25 protein-coding genes and 1 pseudogene are annotated in these 22,331 nt (G+C 67.1%); 13 read left to right on the forward strand and 13 right to left on the reverse strand.

Annotated features, from left to right (window positions below):
- Positions 1 to 6: 6 nt before the first annotated feature.
- Both P3F85_RS00165 and lgt read right to left on the reverse strand, forming a co-directional pair.
- A complete protein-coding gene (locus P3F85_RS00165; RefSeq protein ID WP_374009247.1) occupies positions 7 to 897 on the reverse strand; it encodes a LysR family transcriptional regulator in 891 nt (296 codons plus the stop codon).
- A 72-nt stretch (positions 898 to 969) separates the two neighbouring features.
- Positions 970 to 1,872, reverse strand: coding sequence for a prolipoprotein diacylglyceryl transferase (lgt, locus tag P3F85_RS00170; protein WP_374009248.1), 903 nt, complete (start codon positions 1,870 to 1,872; stop codon positions 970 to 972).
- A gap of 312 nt (positions 1,873 to 2,184) precedes the next feature.
- Between lgt and P3F85_RS00175 the strand changes: the two genes are divergently transcribed.
- From P3F85_RS00175 to P3F85_RS00190, 4 genes are all read left to right on the forward strand, one after another.
- Positions 2,185 to 2,565 (forward strand): ArsR/SmtB family transcription factor, encoded by a 381-nt coding sequence (locus P3F85_RS00175; RefSeq protein WP_374009249.1) that lies wholly within the window; start codon positions 2,185 to 2,187, stop codon positions 2,563 to 2,565.
- 170 nt (positions 2,566 to 2,735) lie between these two features.
- Positions 2,736 to 3,665 (forward strand): cation diffusion facilitator family transporter, encoded by a 930-nt coding sequence (locus tag P3F85_RS00180; protein WP_374009250.1) that lies wholly within the window; start codon positions 2,736 to 2,738, stop codon positions 3,663 to 3,665.
- A gap of 34 nt (positions 3,666 to 3,699) precedes the next feature.
- A complete protein-coding gene (locus P3F85_RS00185; protein WP_374009251.1) occupies positions 3,700 to 3,987 on the forward strand; it encodes an antibiotic biosynthesis monooxygenase in 288 nt (95 codons plus the stop codon).
- Positions 3,988 to 4,033: 46 nt separating this feature from the next.
- A complete protein-coding gene (locus P3F85_RS00190) occupies positions 4,034 to 4,645 on the forward strand; it encodes a cation transporter (RefSeq protein ID WP_374009252.1) in 612 nt (203 codons plus the stop codon).
- Positions 4,646 to 4,729: 84 nt separating this feature from the next.
- Here the strand turns inward: P3F85_RS00190 and P3F85_RS00195 are convergent, their stop codons facing one another.
- From P3F85_RS00195 to P3F85_RS00210, 4 genes are all read right to left on the reverse strand, one after another.
- Entirely contained in the window at positions 4,730 to 5,359 is a 630-nt protein-coding gene (locus P3F85_RS00195; RefSeq protein WP_374009253.1) for a TetR/AcrR family transcriptional regulator, read from the reverse strand.
- A 113-nt stretch (positions 5,360 to 5,472) separates the two neighbouring features.
- Entirely contained in the window at positions 5,473 to 7,005 is a 1,533-nt protein-coding gene (locus tag P3F85_RS00200; RefSeq protein ID WP_374009254.1) for a multicopper oxidase family protein, read from the reverse strand.
- A gap of 109 nt (positions 7,006 to 7,114) precedes the next feature.
- On the reverse strand, positions 7,115 to 7,723 hold the full coding sequence (locus P3F85_RS00205; protein WP_374009255.1) for a DUF305 domain-containing protein: 609 nt from the start codon (positions 7,721 to 7,723) through the stop codon (positions 7,115 to 7,117).
- Between the two features lie 84 nt (positions 7,724 to 7,807).
- Entirely contained in the window at positions 7,808 to 8,275 is a 468-nt protein-coding gene (locus P3F85_RS00210; RefSeq protein WP_374009256.1) for a hypothetical protein, read from the reverse strand.
- A gap of 138 nt (positions 8,276 to 8,413) precedes the next feature.
- Between P3F85_RS00210 and P3F85_RS00215 the strand changes: the two genes are divergently transcribed.
- On the forward strand, positions 8,414 to 8,665 hold the full coding sequence (locus P3F85_RS00215) for an SHOCT domain-containing protein (protein ID WP_374009257.1): 252 nt from the start codon (positions 8,414 to 8,416) through the stop codon (positions 8,663 to 8,665).
- Between the two features lie 18 nt (positions 8,666 to 8,683).
- On the opposite strand, the gene P3F85_RS00220 is transcribed toward P3F85_RS00215, so the two are convergent.
- The 5 genes from P3F85_RS00220 to P3F85_RS00240 all read right to left on the reverse strand — a co-directional run bounded on the left by P3F85_RS00220 (position 8,684) and on the right by P3F85_RS00240 (position 14,028).
- Entirely contained in the window at positions 8,684 to 8,986 is a 303-nt protein-coding gene (locus tag P3F85_RS00220; RefSeq protein ID WP_374009258.1) for a metal-sensitive transcriptional regulator, read from the reverse strand.
- Positions 8,987 to 8,999: 13 nt separating this feature from the next.
- Positions 9,000 to 11,141 carry a heavy metal translocating P-type ATPase gene (locus P3F85_RS00225; protein ID WP_374009259.1) on the reverse strand — a complete coding sequence of 714 codons (2,142 nt, stop codon included), beginning with the start codon at positions 11,139 to 11,141 and terminating at the stop codon, positions 9,000 to 9,002.
- Between the two features lie 58 nt (positions 11,142 to 11,199).
- Entirely contained in the window at positions 11,200 to 11,460 is a 261-nt protein-coding gene (locus P3F85_RS00230) for a YHS domain-containing protein (protein ID WP_374009260.1), read from the reverse strand.
- A 23-nt stretch (positions 11,461 to 11,483) separates the two neighbouring features.
- On the reverse strand, positions 11,484 to 13,721 hold the full coding sequence (locus tag P3F85_RS00235) for a heavy metal translocating P-type ATPase (RefSeq protein WP_374010969.1): 2,238 nt from the start codon (positions 13,719 to 13,721) through the stop codon (positions 11,484 to 11,486).
- Positions 13,722 to 13,818: 97 nt separating this feature from the next.
- On the reverse strand, positions 13,819 to 14,028 hold the full coding sequence (locus P3F85_RS00240) for a heavy-metal-associated domain-containing protein (protein ID WP_374009261.1): 210 nt from the start codon (positions 14,026 to 14,028) through the stop codon (positions 13,819 to 13,821).
- 163 nt (positions 14,029 to 14,191) lie between these two features.
- On the opposite strand from P3F85_RS00240, the gene P3F85_RS00245 reads away from it, so the two are divergent.
- From P3F85_RS00245 to P3F85_RS00265, 5 genes and pseudogenes are all read left to right on the forward strand, one after another.
- On the forward strand, positions 14,192 to 14,599 hold the full coding sequence (locus tag P3F85_RS00245; protein WP_374009262.1) for a four-helix bundle copper-binding protein: 408 nt from the start codon (positions 14,192 to 14,194) through the stop codon (positions 14,597 to 14,599).
- A 140-nt stretch (positions 14,600 to 14,739) separates the two neighbouring features.
- The gene (locus P3F85_RS00250; protein WP_374009263.1) at positions 14,740 to 16,167 is read left to right on the forward strand and encodes an MFS transporter; all 1,428 of its coding nucleotides are present in this window, start codon (positions 14,740 to 14,742) and stop codon (positions 16,165 to 16,167) included.
- A 227-nt stretch (positions 16,168 to 16,394) separates the two neighbouring features.
- Positions 16,395 to 16,775 (forward strand): ArsR/SmtB family transcription factor, encoded by a 381-nt coding sequence (locus tag P3F85_RS00255; RefSeq protein WP_374009264.1) that lies wholly within the window; start codon positions 16,395 to 16,397, stop codon positions 16,773 to 16,775.
- Between the two features lie 266 nt (positions 16,776 to 17,041).
- A pseudogene (locus P3F85_RS00260) lies at positions 17,042 to 17,743 on the forward strand (cation diffusion facilitator family transporter); the annotation flags it as partial.
- Between the two features lie 147 nt (positions 17,744 to 17,890).
- Complete coding sequence (locus tag P3F85_RS00265; protein ID WP_374010970.1) at positions 17,891 to 18,178, forward strand: antibiotic biosynthesis monooxygenase; 288 nt, start codon at positions 17,891 to 17,893, stop codon at positions 18,176 to 18,178.
- 15 nt (positions 18,179 to 18,193) lie between these two features.
- On the opposite strand, the gene P3F85_RS00270 is transcribed toward P3F85_RS00265, so the two are convergent.
- On the reverse strand, positions 18,194 to 18,712 hold the full coding sequence (locus tag P3F85_RS00270) for a DUF2127 domain-containing protein (RefSeq protein ID WP_374009265.1): 519 nt from the start codon (positions 18,710 to 18,712) through the stop codon (positions 18,194 to 18,196).
- A gap of 108 nt (positions 18,713 to 18,820) precedes the next feature.
- Positions 18,821 to 20,005, reverse strand: a complete 1,185-nt coding sequence (locus P3F85_RS00275; RefSeq protein WP_374009266.1) for an MFS transporter — start codon at positions 20,003 to 20,005, stop codon at positions 18,821 to 18,823.
- A gap of 102 nt (positions 20,006 to 20,107) precedes the next feature.
- Between P3F85_RS00275 and P3F85_RS00280 the strand changes: the two genes are divergently transcribed.
- From P3F85_RS00280 to P3F85_RS00290, 3 genes are all read left to right on the forward strand, one after another.
- The gene (locus P3F85_RS00280; RefSeq protein WP_374009267.1) at positions 20,108 to 20,692 is read left to right on the forward strand and encodes a Chromate resistance protein ChrB; all 585 of its coding nucleotides are present in this window, start codon (positions 20,108 to 20,110) and stop codon (positions 20,690 to 20,692) included.
- A gap of 5 nt (positions 20,693 to 20,697) precedes the next feature.
- Positions 20,698 to 21,444 (forward strand): phosphatase PAP2 family protein, encoded by a 747-nt coding sequence (locus P3F85_RS00285; RefSeq protein WP_374009268.1) that lies wholly within the window; start codon positions 20,698 to 20,700, stop codon positions 21,442 to 21,444.
- 80 nt (positions 21,445 to 21,524) lie between these two features.
- Complete coding sequence (locus P3F85_RS00290; protein ID WP_374009269.1) at positions 21,525 to 22,202, forward strand: hypothetical protein; 678 nt, start codon at positions 21,525 to 21,527, stop codon at positions 22,200 to 22,202.
- Positions 22,203 to 22,331 lie beyond the last annotated feature (129 nt).

The raw sequence follows: 22,331 nt of genomic DNA on the forward strand, positions 1-22,331 counted from the left end.
CCGCCGTCACGAGATCGCGTGCACGACCTCGAGCAGGGGACGTGCGCTCGCGGGCACGCCCGACCCGCTGCGTCGCCACACCGCGGTCAGCGGCCGGGTGATGCGCAGCTGCCGGATCGGGACTTTGACGAGGGTCCCGGCGGCGATCTGCTCGCGCACGGCCAGGATGCTCAGCACGGCTGGGTGGCCGCCCGCCGCAGCGGTCGCGCGGATCGCACTGGTGGAGGAGAGCTCCAGCGCCGGGCGAACCGGCGGATGACCGGTGTCCGTCAGGGCGCGCTCCACTGCGAGACGGGTGCCCGAGCCGCGTTCGCGGGAGACCAGAGGAGTGCGGGCGAGCTCCTCCGCTGAGATGCCGCGGGGCCGCCGCGCCCACGGATGGGTGCGTCCGACGACGGCGACCAGCTCATCCGACGCGAACTCCACAGTGCCCAGATCGGTGGGCACATCGGGCGTCTCGATGAACCCGATCGTCGCAGCCGCGTTGCGGACGGCCAGGAGGACCGCTTCGCTGTTCGCGGCCGTCAGCTCGATGCGCGGCCCACGCCCACCGGTACTCAGCGCCGTGAGCCAGCGCGGTGCGAGATGCTCCGCGATCGTCATGCTGGCCGCGATCCGCAGCGTGTCGTCCGTCGTCTGGCGCAGGGAGGCGATGGAGGCGTCGAACCGTTCCGTGGCGTCCAGGAGGTCGGCGGCCCACTCCACGATGAGGGCGCCGGTCTCGGTCGGATGCGCGCCCCGAGTGCTGCGAACGAGCAGAGCAGCTCCCAGATCCAGTTCCAGCGCGGCGAGCCGCATCGAGGCCGCCTGTTGTGTGACGCCGGCTTCGCGGGCCGCGGAGGAGATGCTGCCCGTCCGGGCGACCGCCACCAGCAGCCTCAGGCCTGCAATGTCCACGAACGCCTCAGTCTCCGCACCCGCCCACGCTATCCCCCTCGGCGCAGCGGTCCCTCGGCGGGCGGCTACCGGTCAGCCCCGCGAAGCGTCGACGGCCGCCGGTTCGGCCGTCTGGGGTTTCAGGTCGGTGAGTGCCGACCGCAGATACGGCGAGGGTTCGGCGCCGGGGTGTCGACGGGTCTGGACGATGAACAGCGTGATTCCGACGGCGACAGCGGCGAAGGAGGCCCAGACGTTTGCGGGGATTCCCAGCCACCCGTCGCTGGTGGGGTCGATGCGGATCGCTTCGAGCCAGCTGCGGCCGAGTCCGTACCAGATGAGGTAGAGCGCGAGCACGCGACCCCACTGAAGGCGGAATCGCCGCTCGAGGAACAGGATCAGGGCGACACCCACGAGGTTCCAGATGATCTCGTACAGGAAGAGTGGGTGGAACAGTGTGCCGGGCGGCATTCCGGCGGGGAACTTGGGATTGGTGGCTTCGATCTGCAGGCCCCACGGGAGGGTGGTCGGAAGGCCGAACAGTTCGTGGTTGAAGTAGTTGCCGAACCGGCCGAGTGACTGGGCGACGAGAAGAGCGGGCGCCAGAGCATCGGCGAAGGCCCAGAACCGAAGACCGGCGCGGCGGCAGGCGATGTACACACCGAGAGCTCCGCCGAGGAGCGACCCGTAGAGCGCGTTGCCGCCGTCCCAGATGGCAAAGACGTTCCAAAGGTTCGCGCCCGGGTAGAAGTAGTCGCCGACGTGGGTGAACACGTGGTAGAAGCGGGCGCAGACGATGCCGAGCGGCACGGCCCAGAGGACGACATCGAGCACGATTCCGCGGTCGACGCCGCGGCGGCCGAGTCGGTGCGCGGTGATGAGGGAGGCTGCGATGATGCCGCTGAGGATGCACAGCGCGTAGGCGTGCACGGTGAGCGGTCCGAGCTGGAATTGCGCCCATTGTGAGGGCGGGCTGGGGATGCTGAGCGCGTACACGGGGAACTCCTCGGATTCAGCCGATGTCGTTGAGTGCTCTACGCCGAGACGGCTTCGTCGTCGCATCGGTTCGCGGCTGCGCGTCGTGCCCACTCACGCTCCCGACCCTAGGGGACGGCTCCTGACGAGGGCCCGGCAAGTCCCCGTGGCGAGGTCGCCAGGACCTGCGAGAGTTCACACGGTCGCGCGACCGGTGAGCCCCTCTCTTGTGACGGCCTTCTCAACGGCGCAGCTCGACGAGGATCGTGTCGCGCCACTCGCCCGTCCCCGTCCTCTTATCGTTCCCGTTGGCACGGCGTGTATTATCTGCGTATGGATGCAGACAAGCCGATATGCGGTCGCCTTCCCGATAGCCAGTTCGTCGAGCTGGCGGTGGAGGTCTTCGGGATGCTGGCGGATGCGACGCGGGTGCGGATCGTCCTGGCGTTGAAGGATGCGGGCGAGCTGTCGGTGAACCACTTGGCCGACATTCTCGACAAGCAGCCGTCGGCGGTGTCTCAGCATCTGGCGAAGCTGCGGCTGGCGCGCATCGTGGCGACCCGGCAGGACGGGCAGCGCGTGTTCTATCGGCTGGAGAACGAGCACGCGAGCCGGCTGGTGTCCGATGCGATCTTGCAGGCCGAGCACTCCCTTGGAGGAACTCCCCGGCATCACCATGCTGCGGCGGCGGCCACGGAGGGGGCGTCAGCATGAGCGGAACCCACACACACTCTCACGACGATCACAGCCACCCCCACGTTCACGACGGCACAAATCACGCTCATCCTCACAACGAGGACCTGGAGCATGACCACGGTCACGGTCAGTCGCACGATCACGGTCACTCGCATGATCACGGCGAGCATTCGCACCCTCACGGTGGGGTGAAGGGGTTCCTCTACGACCTTTTCGTCCCGCACACACACGATTCCGCTGATGCGGTCGATGACGCGCTGGAGGCGAGCAAGGCCGGTGTGACCGCCGTCAAGGTGTCGATGTTCATCCTGCTGGGCACGACGCTGCTGCAGTTGATCCTGGTGTGGGTCACCGGCTCTGTGGCGCTGCTGGCGGACACGATCCACAACTTCGCGGATGCGCTCACGGCGGTGCCGTTGTGGATCGCGTTCGTTCTTGGCCGTCGAGCGGCCACTCGTCGCTACACCTTCGGCTATGGCCGCGCCGAGGATCTCGCCGGCCTGTTCATCGTCTTCGTGGTCGCCCTCTCTGCGGTGGTGGCCGGGTGGGAGGCGATCGACCGGTTCGTGCACCCGCGGCCAGTGGAGAACGCCTGGTGGCTGGTCGTCGCCGGTGTGATCGGCTTCGCCGGAAACGAACTGGTCGCGATTTACCGCATCCGGGTGGGTCGGAGGATCGGCTCGGCCGCTTTGGTAGCCGATGGTGTGCATGCGCGGCTGGACGGGATCACGTCGCTGTCGGTCGTGCTCGGTGCGACCGGCGTGATGCTGGGGTTCCCCCTGGCCGACCCGATCATCGGCCTGCTGATCTCCATCTCGATCCTGGTGCTGCTGTGGGGCACGGTGAAATCGGTCGGCGCGCGGCTGATGGATGCCGTCGATCCGGACCTCCTCGACCGAGTCGAGCGCATGCTCGGGACAACGGACGGCGTTACCGGCGTCCGGATCGTGAAGCTGCGCTGGTCCGGGCACCGCCTCCTGGGCTCCGCCGTGATCACCACCGGCGCCGAAACCCTCCACGACGCCACCCATGTGGCCGAGCACGCGACCAACCACGTGCGCAGTGAGCTGCGCAACCTCGACGACTTCGTCGTCACACCGATCGCCGCCGACCACTGATAGTCCGCCCGCCCCACTGAAAGGAACAACACGCATGTCCGTTGTCAAGATCAATGCCATTCACGTCCCCGAAGGTCGAGGGGCCGACATGGAAGCCCGGTTCGCCGGCAGCACGCACGATGTCGACCAGCACATCGGTTTCGAGTCGTTCCAGCTGCTGCGCCCGGTCAAGGGGGAGGATCGCTACTTCGTCGTCAGCATCTGGGCCAGCGAAGAGGCGTACCAGGCATGGCGGGGAGGACAGGCCGGGATGACTCACGGCGGATCCAACCCGGTCGCAACCGGCGCCGACCTGCTCGAGTTCGAGGTCGTCGACCTCTGAGTCGACTTCACTCGACCATGCATTCTCGCGCGGAAGGGCGCTGACGATGACCGATCTCGCTCCCGACCGGCGTGCCCTGTTGCGTGCAGGGTTCACGCTGGAGTGGATCACGTTGGGGTGGAACGCCGTAGGCGTCATGGTGCTCGCGGTCCTCGCCTTGTCGTCCGCCTCCGTCGCTCTCGCCGGCTTCGGTCTTGACTCATTGGTCGAGATCGGGGCGAGCACGGTCGTGATTTGGGAGCTTTCGGGAACCGGCGAGCACCGGCAGAGGATCGCCCTGCGGCTTATCGGCGCCGCCTTCGTAGGCCTCGCCGGCTACCTCCTTGTGCAAACGGTCGTGGCCCTGGTCGGCGGTCACCGACCGGACGGCAGTGTCGGGGGCATCATATGGACCGGGATCACCGCCGCCACAATGTTCATCCTCGCCGCACTCAAAGCGCGTACCGGTCGAGCTCTGGGTAATCCGGTGCTGCAGAAGGAGGGCAGCGTAACCATGATTGACGGTCTACTGGCCTGCGCCGTCCTTGTCGGCGTCTTCCTGAACACCGTGCTGGGGTGGTGGTGGGCCGACTCGGTAGCGACTCTGGTGATCGTGTACTACGCGATCCGAGAAGCCGTCGAGATCTTTCGTGAGACCTCGGCGGGGATCAGTACGTGACGAGCTTGCCGCAGGTTCGGGCCCGCTCGACTGCTGTCCGAGGCGGAGTCCGCTGGACGCTGCTGTCTTAGGTGCTCGCGCGCGTCAGTGATTCCACTGGTGGCCGCCTACCGGTCCGGGAAGGGCGCCAGATGAGTCCGCGCCGTGTGGATGTCCATCGACTCCGCGGATACTTTCGAGGACGAGGGCGGTCAGTCGCGTCGCGGCGGAGGGCTCGGGGAGCATCGCTGCCGCCCCCAAGGCTCCGGTTGCGTATGCGGCGAGCATGGCCGGCTGAAGGTCGGTGCGAGCACGGCCGTCGTGGGCAGCCTCTTCGATGATGTCGGCCAGTAGTTCGCGAACTTCGCCTTCGGCGGGAGCCAGGCGAGCGGCGTCGTGGAGGGCCCCGTGATCCCCGTGTCGATGACTGCGTAAGCGCGCATACCCCATTAACACGTTCTCGAGTCGGTCGGCCGGAGCGCTGTCTGCGGCGATCGTTCGCAAGCGCTGGAGGTGGTTCGCCACCTCGCGCTGTTGCCAGGCGGTCAGAGCCGACCCGACGTCCGGAACGTACCGATACAAAGTCGCCCGCCCCACGCCGCTCGCCTCCGCCAGCGCTGTCATGGTCAGGCCGGCGACACCATCTCGATGCACCAGTTGCGCGGTCGCATCCAGGATCGCATCCAACACCGCGGACCGGTGCTCGGTCACTGTCTCGCTCCACAACTTGGGCATGAGGTCAGAATACTCCCCGCCGAGACACTTTGACTCAAACCAAACGATGTGTATCAATCCATCGGCCATGAGTCCACAGCTATGCGGAACCGCGCGTTCTGTTCCCCGTTGACTCAGTTCTGTTCGTAGCCAAGGACGGCCATCATCCCGGATTCGGCGTGGTAGATGTTGTGGCAATGGGTCATCCAGAGTCCGGGGTTGTCTGCATCGAAGAGGACGGTGAGCGACTGGTGTGGGAGCACGATGGCGGTGTCCTTTCGCGGGCCGCCATCGAGCTGGAAGGTGTGGCCGTGGATGTGGAAGGGGTGCCACATCATGGTCTGGTTGGCGATGGTGACCTGGACTCGTTCCCCTTCCTGCACCGCGTAGGCGCCGTCGAGAGGGTTGTTCATGTCGAAGGCTTTGCCGTTGATGCCCCAGTCGTACTTCATCATTCCGCCGGTGAGGGCAATGTCGATGCGGCGGTCGATTCCGCGCCGTCGGAGGGCAGCGGCGGGCGGGGCGCTGAGCACGGCCGCTGTGACCGGTGACGTGTCGGAGGCGGTGTACCCGTTCACGGTGGGTGCAGGGCTTCCGGGGTTGGATCGGAGGACGGCGAAGGCGCGGGCGGCTTTGCCGACGGCGTCGGCGACGATGGGGAAGGCGCCGTCGGCGACGGTGATGATCGCGTCGTAGCGTTCGCCCATGCCGAGGAGGATGCTGTCGCCCGTGACCGGGTTCACCGGGTATCCGTCGGTGTGGGTGACGGTGAGCCCGTGCTCTCCGACGGAGAACCGGAACGCGGTGTCGCCGCCGGCGTTGATGATGCGCAGCCGCACGCGTTGCCCGGGTTTCGCGGTGAAGGTGGCGGGGTCTTCTGCTGGGCGTCCGTTGATGAGGTAGTAGGGGTAGTAGACGTCTCCGGAGTCGCCGCCGAGCAGGCTGGAGGTGGTGCCGGTGAGCAGCTTGCCGTTGCGGGAGGGAGCGCCGCCGGCCTGGCCGCCGCCCATCCCGCCGCCCATCCCGCCCATTCCGCCCATGCTCATTCCCTTCTTAAGCTCGGCGAGGACTTGGTCAGGGGTGGCGGTGACGCCGTCGAGCCAGTCGTCGAGCACGAGCACCCAGTCGTGGTCGTAGCCGAGTGGCTCGTGCGGGTCTTCGACGATGAGTGGGCCTTGGAGGCCGCGGTCGAGTTGCGGGCCGACGTGTGGGTGGTACCAGTAGGTGCCAGGTGTGTCCGCGGTGAACTCGTAGTCGAACGAGCTCCCGGGCGCGATCGCGTGTTGAGTGATCGGGGGTACGCCGTCCATGTCGTTCCGCAGGGCGATGCCGTGCCAGTGCACCGTGGTGTCATCCGGGAGATGGTTGGTCACGTGCGCTCGGATAGTGTTACCCGCGGTCGCTCGGATGGTGGGGCCGGGGACCTGCCCGTTGTAGGCCCAGGTGGAGGCCGTGCGCCCGGCGAGGTCGATGTCCGTCTTGCCCGCGGTGAGCTGGACGCGGGTTGTTCCTCCGGTGCGTCGTCGGGCCCTCTCGGCCGCGGTGACGGGGGCGCTTGTTGCGGTGAGGAGGTTCGGGCCGCCGGTGCAGGCGGCGAGAGCGAAGGCGGTGGCGAGCCCGGCGCCGCCGAGGAGGAGGCTGCGACGGGTGAGGTTCGGAGTGTTCATCGGATGTCCAGAGAGAGCAATCGACCGGGAGGGTCGAGATCGAAGGGGAGGGGCGGGCGCCGCCATGAGGGGGGTGACGGCGCCCGCGTCTGGTGTGACCGGGAAGGGGTCAGAGGCTGGCGAGGAGCTGTTTCATGGTGGCGATCTCGGCGGTCTGGGCGGCGGCGATCTTCTTCGCCAGTGCGACGGCGTCCGTTGCTTTGCCCTTTTCGGTCTCGGTCGTGGCCATGGTGATGGCCCCTTGGTGGTGCTGGATCATCTGGGTGAGGAACAGCTTGGACGCGTCGGCGCCGGACGCTTTGGTGAGCGCGTTCATGTCCTGCTGCGACATCATGCCGTCACCACCCATGTCCATTCCGCTCATGTCGGACTTCTGCCCCCAGGCGGTGAGCCAGCCGTTCATGGTGTCGATCTCCGGCTGCTGCGCGGCCTTGATCTTCTGGGCGAGGTCAGTGACCCGGGCGTCCACACCCTGCTTGGTCAGGAGGGTGTCGGACATCTCGATCGCCTGCTGGTGGTGGGGGACCATGGCCATGGCGAAGGTGACGTCGGCCTGGTTGTGGTCCGAGGTCGCCGTGTCGGTGCTCGCGCTACTGTGGTCCATTCCGGGCATGTTTCCCATACCGGAGTCGCTCCCCGGAGAGCCGGCGGTGCAGCCGACTAATGCGGCGGCGGTCAGGAGGGCGCCGGAGGTGAGCGCGATCAGTCTGGTGTTCATCTGGATTGGTCTCTTTTGTCGTGTGGATGTGCTGATGCTGGGCAGGCTGAAGCACCACCGCGCGTGCGCGGGGTGCGACGTGCGTCATCTGCGATCGACGGAGAGAGCCAGAAGAGACGGTGGGGACGACCCGATGGTGCCGGCGACCGACCGGATCAAGGTGGCGGCGGCGGCGCGCATCCCCATGCCGAGCAGTGCACGGGTCAGGCCGGGAGCGATCAGCAGGATGGTTGCGGCCAGTAGGGCAAGGGTGCACACCATTGCCGTCATATCGTGCATCGGGTCGCAGCCGTCGGCAGCGCATCCGCTCGTCGTCCCCATGCCAGCGCTCGCCGGGGCGATCGCCGCCGAGTGCGCGCCGGCCCCGTTCGACTGCCCGGGGGCGGCCGCTGCGAGCGCGGCGTGAGACATGGTGAGCTCATGCGGTTGGCTTATCGGTGTGCTGACCACGTGCATGGCCAGCATCCCGGTGAGGATTCCCGCGACGGCGACGAGGAGGACGATCAGGCAGCGCCAGGTGCGGGTGTGTGTCGATATGCAGTCGGCGAGCATGTGTCCTCCTTCCGAGTACCAAGTTAGCGTCGCAGCCTGGATACCCGCCGGGGGTTTGATCAGTACGGGACTTTATGCCCACTACGGGCGGGCGGTTCAGGCCCAACCTGGTTGAAGAAGTCAGCTGAGGAGTCGGTCATGTACGGGTGGATCATGGGCGGCGCCGGGGCCTGGTGGATCGTGTGGCTGCTCGTGCCACTGCTGATCATCGCGGTGGTCGTCGTGCTGGTCGTCACGTTGACCCGGCGCGGCCCGTCCGGTGGCGCTGGCACTGTTCCGCCGTCGAGCTCGTGGGCGAGGGTAATCCTCGATGAGCGGTATGCCCGGGGTGAGATCGATCACGAGGAGTACATCCGGCGACGTGACGAGCTCGGGCGCTCAGGCGGCTAGTGCCGGAAGGGTCAGGGCTTAGGAGCGCACGAGGCGGGCGATGGCGTCGCTCGCCTCTTTGATTTTGATGTCGGCCTCGTCGCCGCCGGCTCGTGCAGCGTCTAGGACGCAGTGCTTGAGGTGGTCGTCGAGAAGCCCGACGGCGACCGCTTGCAGTGCGTTGGTGAGGGCGCTGATCTGGGTGAGGATGTCGATGCAGTACTGCTCTTCGTCGACCATGCGCGAGATCCCCCGCGTCTGGCCTTCGATGCGCTTGAGTCGGTTGAGGTACTTGTCTTTGTCGGTGATGTAGCCGTATTCGGTGTGGTAATGCTGGGTCATCGGGAGTCTTTCTTCAGCGGGTGAGGATGGTACGGGTGCTGACCTCGGGGGCGAGGTCGAGCCGGCGGAGCAGCTGGGCGTTGAGGGCGACCACAACGGTCGACAGCGACATGAGTATCGCACCGACGGACATGGGCAGCACGAAACCGACCGGTGCGAGCACGCCGGCGGCCAGGGGGACGGAGATCAGGTTGTACCCGGCCGCCCACCACAGGTTCTGCTTCATCTTGCGGTAGCTGGCACGGGAGAGCTCGATGACCGAGAGCACGCTGCGCGGGTCGGAACTGGCCAGGATGACACCGGCGGAGGCGATGGCGACGTCGGTTCCGGCGCCGATCGCGATGCCGACGTCGGCCTGGGCGAGTGCGGGGGCGTCGTTGACGCCGTCGCCGACCATCGCCACCTTCCGGCCCTCCTTCTGGAGTTCGGCGACTGTGCTGGACTTGTCCTCCGGTCGCACGTGCGCGTAGGTGCGGTCGATGCCGAGCTCGGCGGCGACCGCGTTCGCGACCGCTTCGGCGTCGCCGGTGATCATCACCACCTGGACGCCCAGCTTGTGGAGCGCTTCAACCGCCTCCCGCGATTCCGGCCGTACCTCGTCGGCCAGCTTCAAACCGCCGATGAGGGTACCGTCCCGGAGCACGTGGAGAATGATCGCTCCTTCGCTGCGCCACGAGTCGGCCTCGTCGACCTCCGTCGCTCCTGCTTCTTCGAGCAGGCGCGGGCCGCCCACACGAATCTCGGCCCCGTCGACCGTCGCGGTGACGCCCACGGCGGGCGACGAGGAGAACCCGGTGGCGGTCGGCACGCTCAGCTCCCGCTGGCGGGCGGCGCGAACGATGGCCGTCGCCAACGGGTGCTCGCTGTCCCCCTCGGCCGCGGCGGCGAGGGCGAGCACCTCGTCCTCGGTCAGCCCGCCGACGGGTTCGATCGCGGTGACGGTCGGCTCGCCCTTGGTGAGGGTACCGGTCTTGTCGAACAGGACGGTGTCCACGGTTCGCATGCTCTCCAGCGCGAGACGGTCCTTGACCAGGACCCCTCCGCGGGCGGCGCGTTCGGTCGCGATGGAGACGACGAGGGGGATGGCGAGGCCGAGCGCGTGCGGGCAGGCGATCACGAGCACGGTGATGGTACGGACCACCGCATCGTCGGGGCTGCCGACGAGGGTCCAGACGATCGCGGTGATGATCGCGGAGCCGAGCGCGAACCAGAACAGCAGTGCGGCGGCACGGTCGGCGATGCGCTGCGCCCGGGAGGAGGAGTTCTGCGCCTCGGTGACCAGGCGTTGAATGCCGGCGAGAGCGGTGTCGTCGCCGACGGCGGTGACCTCGACGCGGAGGCCGGAGTCGACTGCGACCGTTCCGGCGGTGACGGCGTCGCCGTCGCTGCGCGAGACCGGGCGGGATTCGCCGGTTACCATCGACTCATCCATCTCCGCGCGGCCGTCGACGATCCGGCCGTCAGCGGGCACGCTGCCGCCCGGCCGGATGAGCACCACGTCGCCTACCCCGAGATCGGAGGGGGCGACCTTGACGGTCGTGTCGCCCTCGACCCGCTCCGCCTCATCGGGGAGGAGCGCGGCGAGAGAGTCGAGCGCCGAACTGGTCTGTGCAAGGGAGCGCATCTCGATCCAGTGCCCGAGCAGCATGATCACGATCAGGAGGGCCAGCTCCCACCAGAACTCCAGCTCGTGGTCCAGGAGTCCGAGCGTGGCGCCCCAGGAGGCGAAGAACGCAACGGTGATCGCCAGCCCGATCAGCAGCATCATCCCTGGCGTGCGGCTCTTAAGCTCGCTGTAGGCGCCGCTGAGGAACGGCCAGCCGCCCCAGACGTACATCACAGTGCCCAGCACGGGCGCGATCCACAGCGCCCAGCCCGGGACGGTATAACCGAGGATCAGCGCGAACATCTGCGAGGTCGCCACGACCGGGACGGCGATGATCAGGTTGATCCAGAACAGGCGCCGGAACTGACCCACGTGGTCACCGTGGCCGGCATGCCCGGCCATCCCGTGTCCAGCCATATCGTGTCCGCCGTGCTGGGTTGCGTCGAGTTCGTGGCCACTTATGTCGGTGGCGTGATGCTGACGAATCGGTTCGGTTTTGGTGATGTTGTCGTGGTGGGCGCGGTGGTCGTGCCCGTTTCGGTCGGTCATAGTGCTAGCCCTTCACCTTGGTGATGTGCTGGAGTCCGCCTGTACCGGGCGGTGACGGTTATGCGGCGAGGTAGGCCGCGGGGTCGGCGTCGAAGCGGGGTGCGCAACCGGCGCAGCAGAACCAGTACCGCTCACCGTTGTAGTCGCGGTAGAGGCCGGCTGCCTCGGCTTTCGTCTTGCTGACGGTGCTGCCCTTCATCACGACGCACTCGGTCAGGTCGTCTGCGCCCGCGCCTTCGAGGAGGTTCGTGCTTCCGGCTGGCATGTTGGCGGCGTCGTCGTGGTGGTTGCTGTTAGTGCTGCAGCAGCTGTCGCTCATGGTGGTATTCCCTTTCGTGGTGGTCAGGCGGTCTCGTGGACGCGGGCGGGGGTGTCGAAGGTTGGTGTGGTGGCGGTGCCGCGGGGGCGGAAGCCGCGTAGCCGAAGGCTGTTGCTGACGACGAAGACGCTGGAGAACGCCATCGCGGCTCCGGCGATCATCGGGTTGAGCAGGCCCAGGGCGGCCAGAGGGATCGCGGCGACGTTGTAGGCGAACGCCCAGAACAGGTTGGTCTTGATGGTGCCGAGGGTTCGGCGGGCGAGACGGACCGCATCGGCCGCGGCCCGCAGGTCGCCGCGGACGAGGGTGATGTCCGCCGCCTCGATGGCGACGTCGGTGCCCGTCCCCATCGCGAGCCCCAGGTCCGCCGTCGCCAGCGCGGCAGCGTCGTTCACGCCGTCACCGACCATCGCAACTGTCCTGCCCTCGGCCTGGAGCCGGCGGATGGTCTCTGCCTTGTCTTGGGGGAGCACTTCGGCGATCACCGTCTCGATGCCGACGGCATCGGCGACGTCTCGCGCGACCGTGGCGTTGTCGCCCGTGAGCAGGATCGGGGTGAGCCCGAGCTGCGTGAAGGCGGCCACCGCCTCCCGGCTGGTCGGCTTGATGGCATCGGCGACGACGAGCAGTCCGCGGGCCCGGCCGTCCCAGGCCACACTGACGACCGTCCGGCCGGCCGCTTCCGCAGCGTTCTTCGCGGCGGTGAGAGCGTGGTCGAGAGTGATGGCCCAGTCCTCGAGGAGCGTGGTCCGGCCGACGAGTGCGAGGTGGCCGTCGACGACGCCCTGCACGCCGCGGCCCGCGATGTTCGCGAAGGACTCCGGGGTCGGGAGCGGTCCGGTCCTCTCGGTCGCGGCGGCGGCGATGGCTCGGGCGATGGGGTGCTCGGAGGCGGCCTCGATGGCGCCGGCGACTCCCAGGAGCTCGGTCTCGTCGACCCCGGGAGCTGTCACGATGTCGACCAGGGTCATCTTTCCGGTGGTGACCGTGCCGGTCTTGTCCAGCACGATGGTGTCAACGGTGCGGGTGGATTCGAGCACTTCCGGTCCTTTGATCAGGATGCCGAGCTGCGCGCCGCGCCCCGTCCCGACCAGAAGCGCGGTCGGGGTGGCAAGGCCCAGCGCGCACGGGCAGGCGATTATCAGCACCGCGACCGCGGCGGTGAACGCAGCCGCGGCCGGGTGGCCCGTAACCAGCCACGCGGCGAGAGTAACGAGGGCGATTCCGAGCACGATCGGTACGAAGATGCCGGAGATCCGATCGGCAAGGCGCTGCACCTCGGCCTTGCCGGACTGGGCGTCCTCGACCAGCTTGGCCATCTGGGCCAGCTGAGTGTCGCTGCCGACCCGGGTGGCCCGCACGAGCAGGCGGCCGCCGGCGTTGACGGTGGCACCGGACACCGCATCCCCCACGGTGACCTCGTCTGGCACGGACTCGCCGGTCAGCAGGGACATGTCGATTGCGCTCGCACCGTCGACGACGACACCGTCCGTGGCGATCTTCTCGCCCGGCCGAATCACGAATTCGTCACCGACCTGCAGCTTCTCGATCGGGAGGCGAGTCTCCTGTCCGTCCCGCAGGACCGCGACATCCTTCGCACCCAACTCCAGCAGCGCTCGTAACGCCGCACCGGCCTGCCGCTTCGATCGCTTCTCGAAATAACGGCCGGCGAGCACGAACGTGGTCACGCCGGACGCGACCTCGAGATAGATGTTCCCCGCCCCGTCCGTGGTAGCCGCAGTGAAGCTGAACCCGTGGGTCATGCCGGGCATCCCGGCCGTCCCGAAGAACAGCGCATACAGCGACCAGGTGAACGCGGCCAGGGTGCCGATCGACACGAGTGTGTCCATGGTGGCCGCCCCATGGCGGGCGTTGATGAAGGCCGCCTTGTGGAACGGCCACGCACCCCACACGACGACAGGCGCCGCGAGCGTGAGCGAGAGCCACTGCCAGTAGGTGAACTGCAGAGCCGGGATCATCGCCAGCGCGATGACCGGAACCGACAGTGCCACGCTGCCGATCAGGCGGTTGCGCAGTCCGCTCAGTTCCGGGTCGCTTTCCTTCTCCGAGGGAGCCGGCTCGGCGGCGGGCAGCGTCGCGGTGTAGCCGGTCTTCTCAACCTCTTCGATGACCGCCGCGACGTCCATGCCGGCCGGGATCGAAACGCGTGCTTTTTCCGTGGCGTAATTCACGGTCGCGGTGACGCCGTCGAGGCGGTTGAGCTTCTTCTCGATCCGCATGGCGCACGAGGCGCAGGTCATCCCGCCGACCTCGAGTTCGAGGGTCGATCCGCTGGCGGCGGGAGGGGGAAGTGCTGACACGTCGGGCTCCTAGCGGTGGTGGGAAGGGTTCTGGCTCTTACTTGCGGACGGCGGCGTAGCCGGCCTCGTCCACTGCGGCGAGCACCGCGGCGTCGTCCACTCCGCTACCGGTGGTGATGTGCAGGACGCCATCGCTCGCGGACACCGTCACGCTGTCGACGCCGGCCACCTGTCCGACCTCGGTGGACACTGCACGCTCGCAGTGCTCGCAGGTCATCCCAGTCACCTGGTAGTCGATTGTCTCCATCGTTCCTCCATCAACTCGCGGATACCCTCCGAGGGTATCTCTGCCGATGAACAGGATACCCCTATACGGTATTCCTGCAAGCTGCGATGGCGCTGGAAAACGGTGGGGCGGCGGGTACCGTCGCGTCCACGGGCGGGGTCAACGAAGAGACAGGGCAGTCATCATGTCGACCGCAACGCGAATGCTCGAGACCTATCCGGCGGATCTGGGAGGCGTAGACCGCGACAAACTCGGCGCGTGCGTTGAGGCGTGCGTCGAGTGTGCCCAGGCGTGCACGGCCTGTGCTGATGCATGCCTCAGTGAGGAGATGGTCGCCGAACTCACTAAGTGCATCCGAACGGATCTCGACTGCGCAGACATCTGCGCCTCGACCGCCAACGTTCTGTCGCGCCACACCGGCTACGACGCAAACGTCACCCGGACTGCGCTCGAGTCCTGCCGCACCGCTTGCCGAGCCTGTGCGGGCGAGTGCGAGAAGCACGCCGAGATGCACGAGCACTGCCGGATCTGCGCCGAAGTGTGCCAGCGCTGCGAACGGGCTTGCGCCGAGTTGCTTGAGGCTATCGGATAGTCGCCTGGCGAAGAGGCCGTCGCCGGGGAGTGCCGCCGAGTCGCCCAATCGCCCCGCGGCTATTGCTTGACACGCATACCCCCCTCCGGTATATCTGGTACCCCTACCGGGTATACCGGATTGTCAAGCGAAGGAACCCCATGTCTTCTATCTCGCCAAGCCTTCACGGGCGGCGGTGGTTCGGCCTAATACTCATCGCCGCCGCCCAGTTCGTCGTCATCATGGACACCTCGATCATCGGTGTCGCTCTCCCGGACCTTCAGCGCGAGCTCGGCTTCTCGCCGGAGTCGCTGTCGTGGGTGTTCAACGCCTATGTGATCGCCTTCGGCGGTCTTCTACTGCTCGGTGGTCGATTGGCGGATCTCCTCGGCGCCCGAAAGGTTTTCGTCACCGGCTGGCTGGTATTGATCGCAGGCTCCGTCATGGCGGGCGCCGCCGGGAACGCGGGAGTGGAAGTCGCTGGCCGTGCAGTCCAGGGCGCAGGTGCAGCGTTGATCGCGCCGGCGGCTCTCACGCTGCTGATGATGCTCTTCGGCGACACGGCCGACCTTCCCAGGGCCTTCGCCGTCTACGGCGCAGCGGCACCGATCGGCGGCACCGCTGGTGTCTTCCTTGGCGGAGTCCTCACCGAGTACGCCAGCTGGCCGTGGGTGTTCTACATCACCGTTCCGATCGCCGCGCTCGTCCTCGCCTTCACCGCCATCTCCCTCCCTCGAACCGAGCGCCGCGCCGGCGGGTCGATCGATGTTGCCGGAGCCGTGACCGTGACTGCTGGGTTGGCGGCAGTGGTCTACGCCGTCGTTCGTGCACCGGAGATCGGATGGTTCAGCGCCCCGACCCTGCTGCTTCTGGCCGCGGGAGCAGTGTTGCTGGCCATGTTCTTCCTGATCCAGACGCGCTCTCGTCACCCGCTGCTAAACCTGCGCCTTCTGCGGGCCCCGCAGCTGGGCGCAGCCAACGCAGCCCAGCTGCTGCTAGGTGCCGCCTGGGTCTCGATGTGGTTCTTCCTGAACCTCTACCTGCAGCAGGTTCTCGGTGCCGGGGCATTCGCTGCCGGCGCAGCCCTGCTGCCAATGACCGGCCTCATCGTGCTCGGCATGATCGTGCTCGCGCCCCGCCTCCAGGCTCGTCTCGGAGCGAAGCCGATGATCGTGGCCGGTCTGCTGCTGCTCGGACTGGGGCTCGGATGGCTCGCCTTCGCCCGCCCGGATGGCACCTACACCGTGGACGTCCTTCCGGCCTCCCTGGTCGCTGCACTTGGCATGGCGCTGACCTTCGTTCCTTCACTGGGAACAGCCATCGCCGCAGCTCCGCCCACCGAAACGGGAGTGGCCTCGGGCCTGGTCAGCACCAGTTACCAGGTCGGCTCCGCCCTCGGTCTCGCCATCCTCACCGCGATTGCCGCCGGCATCACCCGCGGAGATGCAACCACGGCCGCGCTGACGAGCGGGTATTCGGCCGCCTTCCTGGGTGCAGCGATCATCGCGGTTGTCGGTGCCGTCGTGGTGCTGCTGACCATGCGGACATCCAACCGACCTGTCACGTCGTCCGAGGCCAGCGCGGCCTGAGGGGTTTCGCGGCAAGCGTCACTGCGTGGCCATGATGGGCCGGGCCCGGACGGCTCCGGCCCATCGGCGAGCACCCTCCGTCTGAAGCCCGAGGGCGCTGATCGCTGCCCTCCGGTAACTTCCCGCCGAGCAGCTCCGACCCTGCGGCGTCCCCGGAAGCTGCTCAGGCCCTAGTGGCTGCTGGCCGGAATTGTCGGCCTGGCGGTACGGGTGCTTATAATCTGCGCATGGATGCAGATAAGCCGATTTGCGGGTGCCTTCCCGACAGCCAGTTCGTCGAACTCGCCGTCGAAGTCTTCGGGATGCTGGCCGATGCGACGCGAGTGCGAATCGTCCTGGCATTGAAGGATGCCGGCGAGCTTTCCGTGAACCACCTGGCGGACATCCTCGACAAGCAGCCGTCGGCGGTGTCGCAGCACCTGGCGAAGCTGCGTCTCGCCCGAATTGTATCGACGAGGCAAGACGGTCAACGCGTTTTCTACCGGCTGGAGAACGAGCACACGAGCCGGCTGGTGACCGATGCGATCTTCCAGGCAGAGCACTCCCTGGGAGGCACCCCGCGCCACCACCACACCGCGGCGGCAGCAGCCGAGGAAGTCAATGCATGAGCGACACGCACACCCACCAGCACGACGGCCACGGGCACTCCCACCCGAACGGCGACGGCGAGCACGGCCGCAGCCACGCTCATGAGCATGGCCACGGCCACGATCACGGCCACGGCCACGACCACGAGCACGGGCACTCGCACCCGCACGGAGGGGTGAAGGGCTTCCTCTACGACCTGTTCGTCCCGCACACGCACGACGCCGCCGATTCGGTCGATGACGCGCTCGAGGCGAGCAAGGCCGGCGTCACCGCCGTCAAGGTCTCGATGTTCATCCTGCTAGGCACGACCATCCTTCAGTTCGGGTTCGTGCTGTTCACGGCTTCGGTCGCGCTGCTCGCCGACACCATCCATAACTTCGCCGACGCGCTGACCGCGGTGCCGCTGTGGATCGCGTTCGTCATCGGCCGACGCGTTGCTACGCGGCGCTACACCTTCGGCTACGGTCGGGCCGAAGACCTCGCCGGACTCTTCATCGTCTTCGTGGTCGCGCTCTCCGCAGTGGTGGCGGGCTGGGAGGCGATCAGCCGATTCATCCATCCCCAGGCGGTGCAAAACGCCTGGTGGCTGATCGCCGCCGGTCTGATCGGCTTCGCCGGCAACGAGCTCGTCGCCATCTACCGCATCCGCGTCGGCCGGAAAATCGGCTCCGCCGCGCTCGTCGCTGACGGCGTGCACGCCCGCCTCGACGGGATCACCTCCCTCTCGGTCGTTCTGGGTGCAATCGGGGTGCTGCTGGGCTTCCCGATCGCCGACCCGATCATCGGCCTCCTGATCGCGATCTCCATCCTGATCCTGCTGTGGGGCACCGTGAAGTCCATCGGCGCACGCCTCATGGACGCCGTCGACCCCCAGCTCATCGAACAGGTGGAGCACGGGCTGGATCACAGCGACGGCGTCACCGGCATCCGGAACGTCAAACTGCGCTGGGTCGGCCACCGGCTCCTCGGCTCGGCAATCATCACCACGAACGCGCAAAGCCTCCACGACGCCACCCATGTGGCCGAGCATGCCTCCCTGCAAGTGCGAAATGCGCTCCGCAATCTCGACGACTTCGTCGTCACCCCGGTCACATCCGACCACTTACCCGAACCACGCCGCGAAGAAAGGAACCACATGTCCGTTGTGAAGATCAATGCCATTCACGTCCCCGCAGAGCGCGGCGCCGACCTCGAGGCGCGGTTCGCCGGCCGCGCCCACGACGTGGACCGGCAGATAGGCTTCGAGAGCTTCCAGCTGCTGCGCCCGGTGAAGGGCGAGGACCGCTACTTCGTCGTCAGCACCTGGGCTAGCGAAGAGGCCTACCAGGAATGGCGCAAGGGTCAGGCTGGCATGACCCACGGCGGATCCAACCCTGTCGCCACCGGCGCCGACCTCCTCGAATTCGAGGTCGTCGAGCTGTAACCAGTGAGGTGGTGATCAGCTGGTTGCGCGACGGCGGAAGATCCAGTCGACGGTTCCGCGCCAGGTCTTGCGTAGTTCGCGGTTGCGTCGCCACTCGCGCCACGTGAGCCAGATGATGACGACGTCGAGGATCGTCAGGATGACGACCCCGACCGAGGGGGACGTGACCAACTCGTAGAGTTGGAAGAGTACGAATGCTCCGAGTGCCGCCATTGCCCATGGGTAGACCCGTCGGGAACCGATGAGCAGGGCGGTCACGATCGCCAGCTTGACCACGCCGTGGAGTACCAGGTAGGCGGCGACGAACAGCTCGCCGCCGGCGTGAAGATGCGCGACGCCGTGGATGAGGATGTTGGCGATCAGATCGTGGGGGTCCTCGGAGAGCTCTTGGGCGGTCACGGCGTTGGTCGCGGACATCAGCTGGGCGGGGCTCACGAAGAGCAGGAAGATACCGCCGATCGTTTCCAGTAGGCCGTCGATTCCTTTGAACACGACCCCGATGAGGAAGACGAGGTCGAGTAAGCGCTCCTTCATCGTTGCTCCTTGTTTAGGTGCCACCGTCCACCGCTAACTGCGACTTTCAACCGGTAGGCGTGGCGAGCGTCGTCTCTATCACTGTGCTTCTGGGTCTCTAAGACCGCGTCAAGAAGCGCCGTCGACGCTGACCGTCGGTTGCGGACGGAAGGACACAGCGGCGGTGGTGGCCGCGGCCGCCGTTACGAGGGCGAGCGCTCCGATCCCGGCCGATAGGCCGATTGCGGAGCCGAGTGCGCCGACCAGGAGCGGTCCGCCGGCATCGCCGAGTTCACGGCCCAGCTCGGCGTTGCCGATTGTCCGGCCGAGGCGCTCCTCAGGGGTGGTCGCAGCGAGGTGCGCATATGCGAGCGGGGTGGCGACGCCCACGGCCAGGCCGACGAGGATAGCCGCCGCATACAGCACGGCTGGATGGCCCCACAGCATGAGTAGCGACGCAACGGCGCCCGTCGCCAGGGCAGTGCTGACGCCCGCACGTACGGTGATGCGGCCTCGATCGCGAAGTCGTCCGGCGAGCGGCTGGCTGACAGCGGACGCGATCGCGATGGCTGCGACGGCGGCCGCGCTGGCGATCGGAACCATGCCGCTTCGGGTAAGGAGGAGAGGAAGATAGCCCACGGCCACGCCGAGTAGGGCGGTGGTCGCGGCCAGTGCGAGCGTCGGAATGAGGAAGCTGCGGTCAGTCGTCTGCCGGACCAGATCGGCAACCGTGTACCGGGGTCGCGCGAGGACGGGGAGCGACGGAACGCGGAATGCTGCCCAGACGGCCGTACCGACCGCCAGAAGCGCTAAGGCCCCGTACAGGGCGCCTATGCCGAACAGGGTGATGAGAGCGGCGCCCAGAAGGGGTCCGGCCGCGTAGCCGATGCTCTTCCATGCTCCATAGCGACCGAAATAGCGACCGAGGCGCTCGCTGCCGGCGAGACGGGCGACCGCGCTGGAGGACGCAGGCGAGAACGCGGACGCACCGGCACCCTGCCCGAGACGGGCGAGGGCGATGACCGCCGGGGTTGGTGCGACGATGGCTACCGCCGAAGCGAGTGCGAAGAGGGCCAGGCCGCCGAGAATGACGGGTTTGACCCCGATTCGATCGCTGAGCGCGCCGAAGATCGGCTTCAGAACTACTTCTGCGAGATCGTACAGGGCGAGAATGAGTCCGAACGACAGCAAAGAGAGACCGAGTCCACCGGCCTCGACACCCAGGCCCGTCGCGACCCCGTGGGCGCCGAAAGCCGTGGTAAAGCCCGCAAGATAGAGCGGGATCAGCGCACGGCCTTCTTTCTGTTGAGACACTGGTCGATTGTAACGCCTGTTACACGCAGACTGGTGACGACGTCCCAAATGGGGATCGTTCTCTCTGCGTGCCCTCATGTGACAGCCATTACGATCGCTTGCGTGACAGCGAGTGTGAGTTGGGTGCTGGTCTTCGTTCAGCTGCCCTCCGAGCCGTCCCGGCACCGGGTTGCGGTGTGGCGCGAGTTGCGCAAAGGCGGCGCCGTTCCCGTGTCCCAAGGCGCATGGGCGGTTCCAGATGCGCCCGCCTTCCGGGCATCGCTGGAACGAGCCGAAGAGCTCACCCGCGCGGGCGGGGGCGTTTTCGCCCTCATCGACGCCTCTCCTCGAACGGAGAGCGGAAAAGCGCTCATCCAGGACGCGTTCCTTGCCGCTCGGCTCGATGAATGGAACGAGTTCCAGGCCGACTGCGGCAAATACGAGGACGAAATCGCCCGCGAGATCGCGAAACGCAAATTCACCTTCGGCGAACTGGAGGAAGAGGAACAGAGTCTCGATCGCCTGCGCCGCTGGTACCGGGATTTGAAGAAGCGCGACATCCTCCAACTTCCAGAAGGGGGCGCCGCCGAGAAGCGGCTTCGGCGCTGCGAGGAGGTCCTGGCCGACTACGCGGAGATGGTCTACGACGCGATGCGGGGCCACGCGCCGGCCAGCATCCTCTCCACCGATACAGGAGCAACCGAATGAGCGCCATGAACCGAAACGAATCCGGGGATCCCCGCACGCGCCTGGCCCGCCTGCCGCAACTGCGGCACTGGCTGCTGGTCAGCTTGATCGGCGCCCTCCTCATCCTGCTGCTGGGGTTCGCTGTCAAACTGATTCCCGGCGTCCTGCCGACGGAACTCGCCCTCGACGAAGAGCTCACCGACCATCAGCACCCGGTGCTGAACGGGCTCGGCGTCGCCCTCTCCGCGATCTTCTCCCCGGCCGGGATCATCGTGATCCTTGTGGTCTCGTTCCTGTTCTTGCTGATCGTGCGCCGTTCGCCCGTCAACGCCTTCGCGTTCACCGGCCTCGCCGCCTTCGGATGGCTGTGCTCGGAGATCTTCAAGCTCCTCGTCGCGGAGCCGCGCCCCGCTGCCGCGCTGCTCGACCACCCGCTGCTCGCAGAGGCCGGACACGACAGCTTCCCGAGCGGCCACACGACCTATATCGCCGCGTACGCGATCGCCTGCTACGTGCTGGCGCGTCGCACCCGTTGGGATCTGCCCGTCGCTGTCCTCGGCGTCATCGCCATCGCGGGCATGGCCGCCATCCGCCTCTATGTCAGCGCCCACTACCTCACCGATGTCGTCGGCTCGGTTCTGGTCGCATGCACCGCTGCCGTATTCTTCACCGGAATCTGGAACCGGGTTGGCCTGATCGTGCTGCATCGCGTGCCGCTGATCGGGAGACTCAGTCCCGTGCCGTCGGCCGGCGTTGGTGTACGGCGAACGTGACTGCGAAAGCTTGAGGACTCGAAGGTGTTTCTGATCACATGCAGGGAACGCCTCCAGTCTCACCTTGCTTGAATGTGAGAGTGAACGACGCCAGCAAGCGCGAGCGCAGGCTCGCGGCCCAGAAGCGCGCCGCCGAGCTGCGGGTTCAGGAGCAGCAACGAGCTCGACGACGACGGTGGGTGATCGGTGCCTCGGCCGGTGTGGCCATGCTCGCGGTCGCTGGGATCGTGACTGCCGTAATCGTAGGCGGTCACTCACCGGTATCGGCCGCGAACGCAGTCAGCGAGCCGTGGGGTGCGCCCGCGAACGTGGAATCGGGCGCCCACGCCGCGGGCCTTCAGATGCTGTCCGCGGAAGGTAGCGCCCTGCACATCCATCAGCATCTGACCGTCACGGTGGACGGCGCGGCGGTGTCAGTTCCGGCTGACCTGGGGATCGACGCTGCGAAGCAGCAAATCTCGCCGATTCACACGCACGACGCGTCCGGCATCATCCACGTCGAATCCCCCACGGTCACCTCGTTCGCCCTCGGCCAGGTGTTCGACGAATGGCAGCAGAAGCTCGGAACCGGCCAGGTCGGTACGTACCGCGACGGGAAAGACGGCCAGACCGTCGCCGTCTACGTCAACCGCAAGCCCTTCAGCGGCGACCCCCGTTCCATCCCGTTGACCGATCACGAGGACATCGACATTGTCGTTGCGAAGAAGGGGACACCGGTCGAGGCGCCGTCCGCTTTCAGCTGGCCGTCGGGCTACTAGGCCCAGACGATCTCACCCGGAATAAGCGGGCCTGGGGCGTCGGAGATCGACTGCCACCCGCAGGGGGCGCCCCGGCGCTGTTGGCGTTGAGCCGCCTCCGGCGGCGCCGTCTTTGCCGTTTTGTTTGTC

Source organism: Leifsonia sp. T36S-04, from assembly GCF_042465655.1.
In the GTDB taxonomy this organism is placed as follows: Bacteria; Actinomycetota; Actinomycetes; order Actinomycetales; family Microbacteriaceae; genus Leifsonia.

What these genes read in the sequence shown, in the direction of transcription:
- P3F85_RS00265 (WP_374010970.1), top strand. Translation starts at nt 17,891, where the DNA reads ATGTCCGTTGTGAAGATCAATGCCATTCACGTCCCCGCAGAGCGCGGC.
- P3F85_RS00245 (WP_374009262.1), top strand. Translation starts at nt 14,192, where the DNA reads ATGTCGACCGCAACGCGAATGCTCGAGACCTATCCGGCGGATCTGGGA.
- P3F85_RS00215 (WP_374009257.1), top strand. Translation starts at nt 8,414, where the DNA reads ATGTACGGGTGGATCATGGGCGGCGCCGGGGCCTGGTGGATCGTGTGG.
- P3F85_RS00285 (WP_374009268.1), top strand. Translation starts at nt 20,698, where the DNA reads ATGAACCGAAACGAATCCGGGGATCCCCGCACGCGCCTGGCCCGCCTG.
- P3F85_RS00225 (WP_374009259.1), bottom strand. Translation starts at nt 11,141, where the DNA reads ATGACCGACCGAAACGGGCACGACCACCGCGCCCACCACGACAACATC.
- P3F85_RS00250 (WP_374009263.1), top strand. Translation starts at nt 14,740, where the DNA reads ATGTCTTCTATCTCGCCAAGCCTTCACGGGCGGCGGTGGTTCGGCCTA.
- P3F85_RS00205 (WP_374009255.1), bottom strand. Translation starts at nt 7,723, where the DNA reads ATGAACACCAGACTGATCGCGCTCACCTCCGGCGCCCTCCTGACCGCC.
- P3F85_RS00220 (WP_374009258.1), bottom strand. Translation starts at nt 8,986, where the DNA reads ATGACCCAGCATTACCACACCGAATACGGCTACATCACCGACAAAGAC.
- P3F85_RS00240 (WP_374009261.1), bottom strand. Translation starts at nt 14,028, where the DNA reads ATGGAGACAATCGACTACCAGGTGACTGGGATGACCTGCGAGCACTGC.
- P3F85_RS00190 (WP_374009252.1), top strand. Translation starts at nt 4,034, where the DNA reads ATGACCGATCTCGCTCCCGACCGGCGTGCCCTGTTGCGTGCAGGGTTC.
- P3F85_RS00235 (WP_374010969.1), bottom strand. Translation starts at nt 13,721, where the DNA reads ATGACCTGCGCCTCGTGCGCCATGCGGATCGAGAAGAAGCTCAACCGC.
- P3F85_RS00230 (WP_374009260.1), bottom strand. Translation starts at nt 11,460, where the DNA reads ATGAGCGACAGCTGCTGCAGCACTAACAGCAACCACCACGACGACGCC.
- P3F85_RS00185 (WP_374009251.1), top strand. Translation starts at nt 3,700, where the DNA reads ATGTCCGTTGTCAAGATCAATGCCATTCACGTCCCCGAAGGTCGAGGG.
- P3F85_RS00200 (WP_374009254.1), bottom strand. Translation starts at nt 7,005, where the DNA reads ATGAACACTCCGAACCTCACCCGTCGCAGCCTCCTCCTCGGCGGCGCC.
- P3F85_RS00210 (WP_374009256.1), bottom strand. Translation starts at nt 8,275, where the DNA reads ATGCTCGCCGACTGCATATCGACACACACCCGCACCTGGCGCTGCCTG.
- P3F85_RS00255 (WP_374009264.1), top strand. Translation starts at nt 16,395, where the DNA reads ATGGATGCAGATAAGCCGATTTGCGGGTGCCTTCCCGACAGCCAGTTC.
- P3F85_RS00270 (WP_374009265.1), bottom strand. Translation starts at nt 18,712, where the DNA reads ATGAAGGAGCGCTTACTCGACCTCGTCTTCCTCATCGGGGTCGTGTTC.
- P3F85_RS00175 (WP_374009249.1), top strand. Translation starts at nt 2,185, where the DNA reads ATGGATGCAGACAAGCCGATATGCGGTCGCCTTCCCGATAGCCAGTTC.
- P3F85_RS00195 (WP_374009253.1), bottom strand. Translation starts at nt 5,359, where the DNA reads ATGCCCAAGTTGTGGAGCGAGACAGTGACCGAGCACCGGTCCGCGGTG.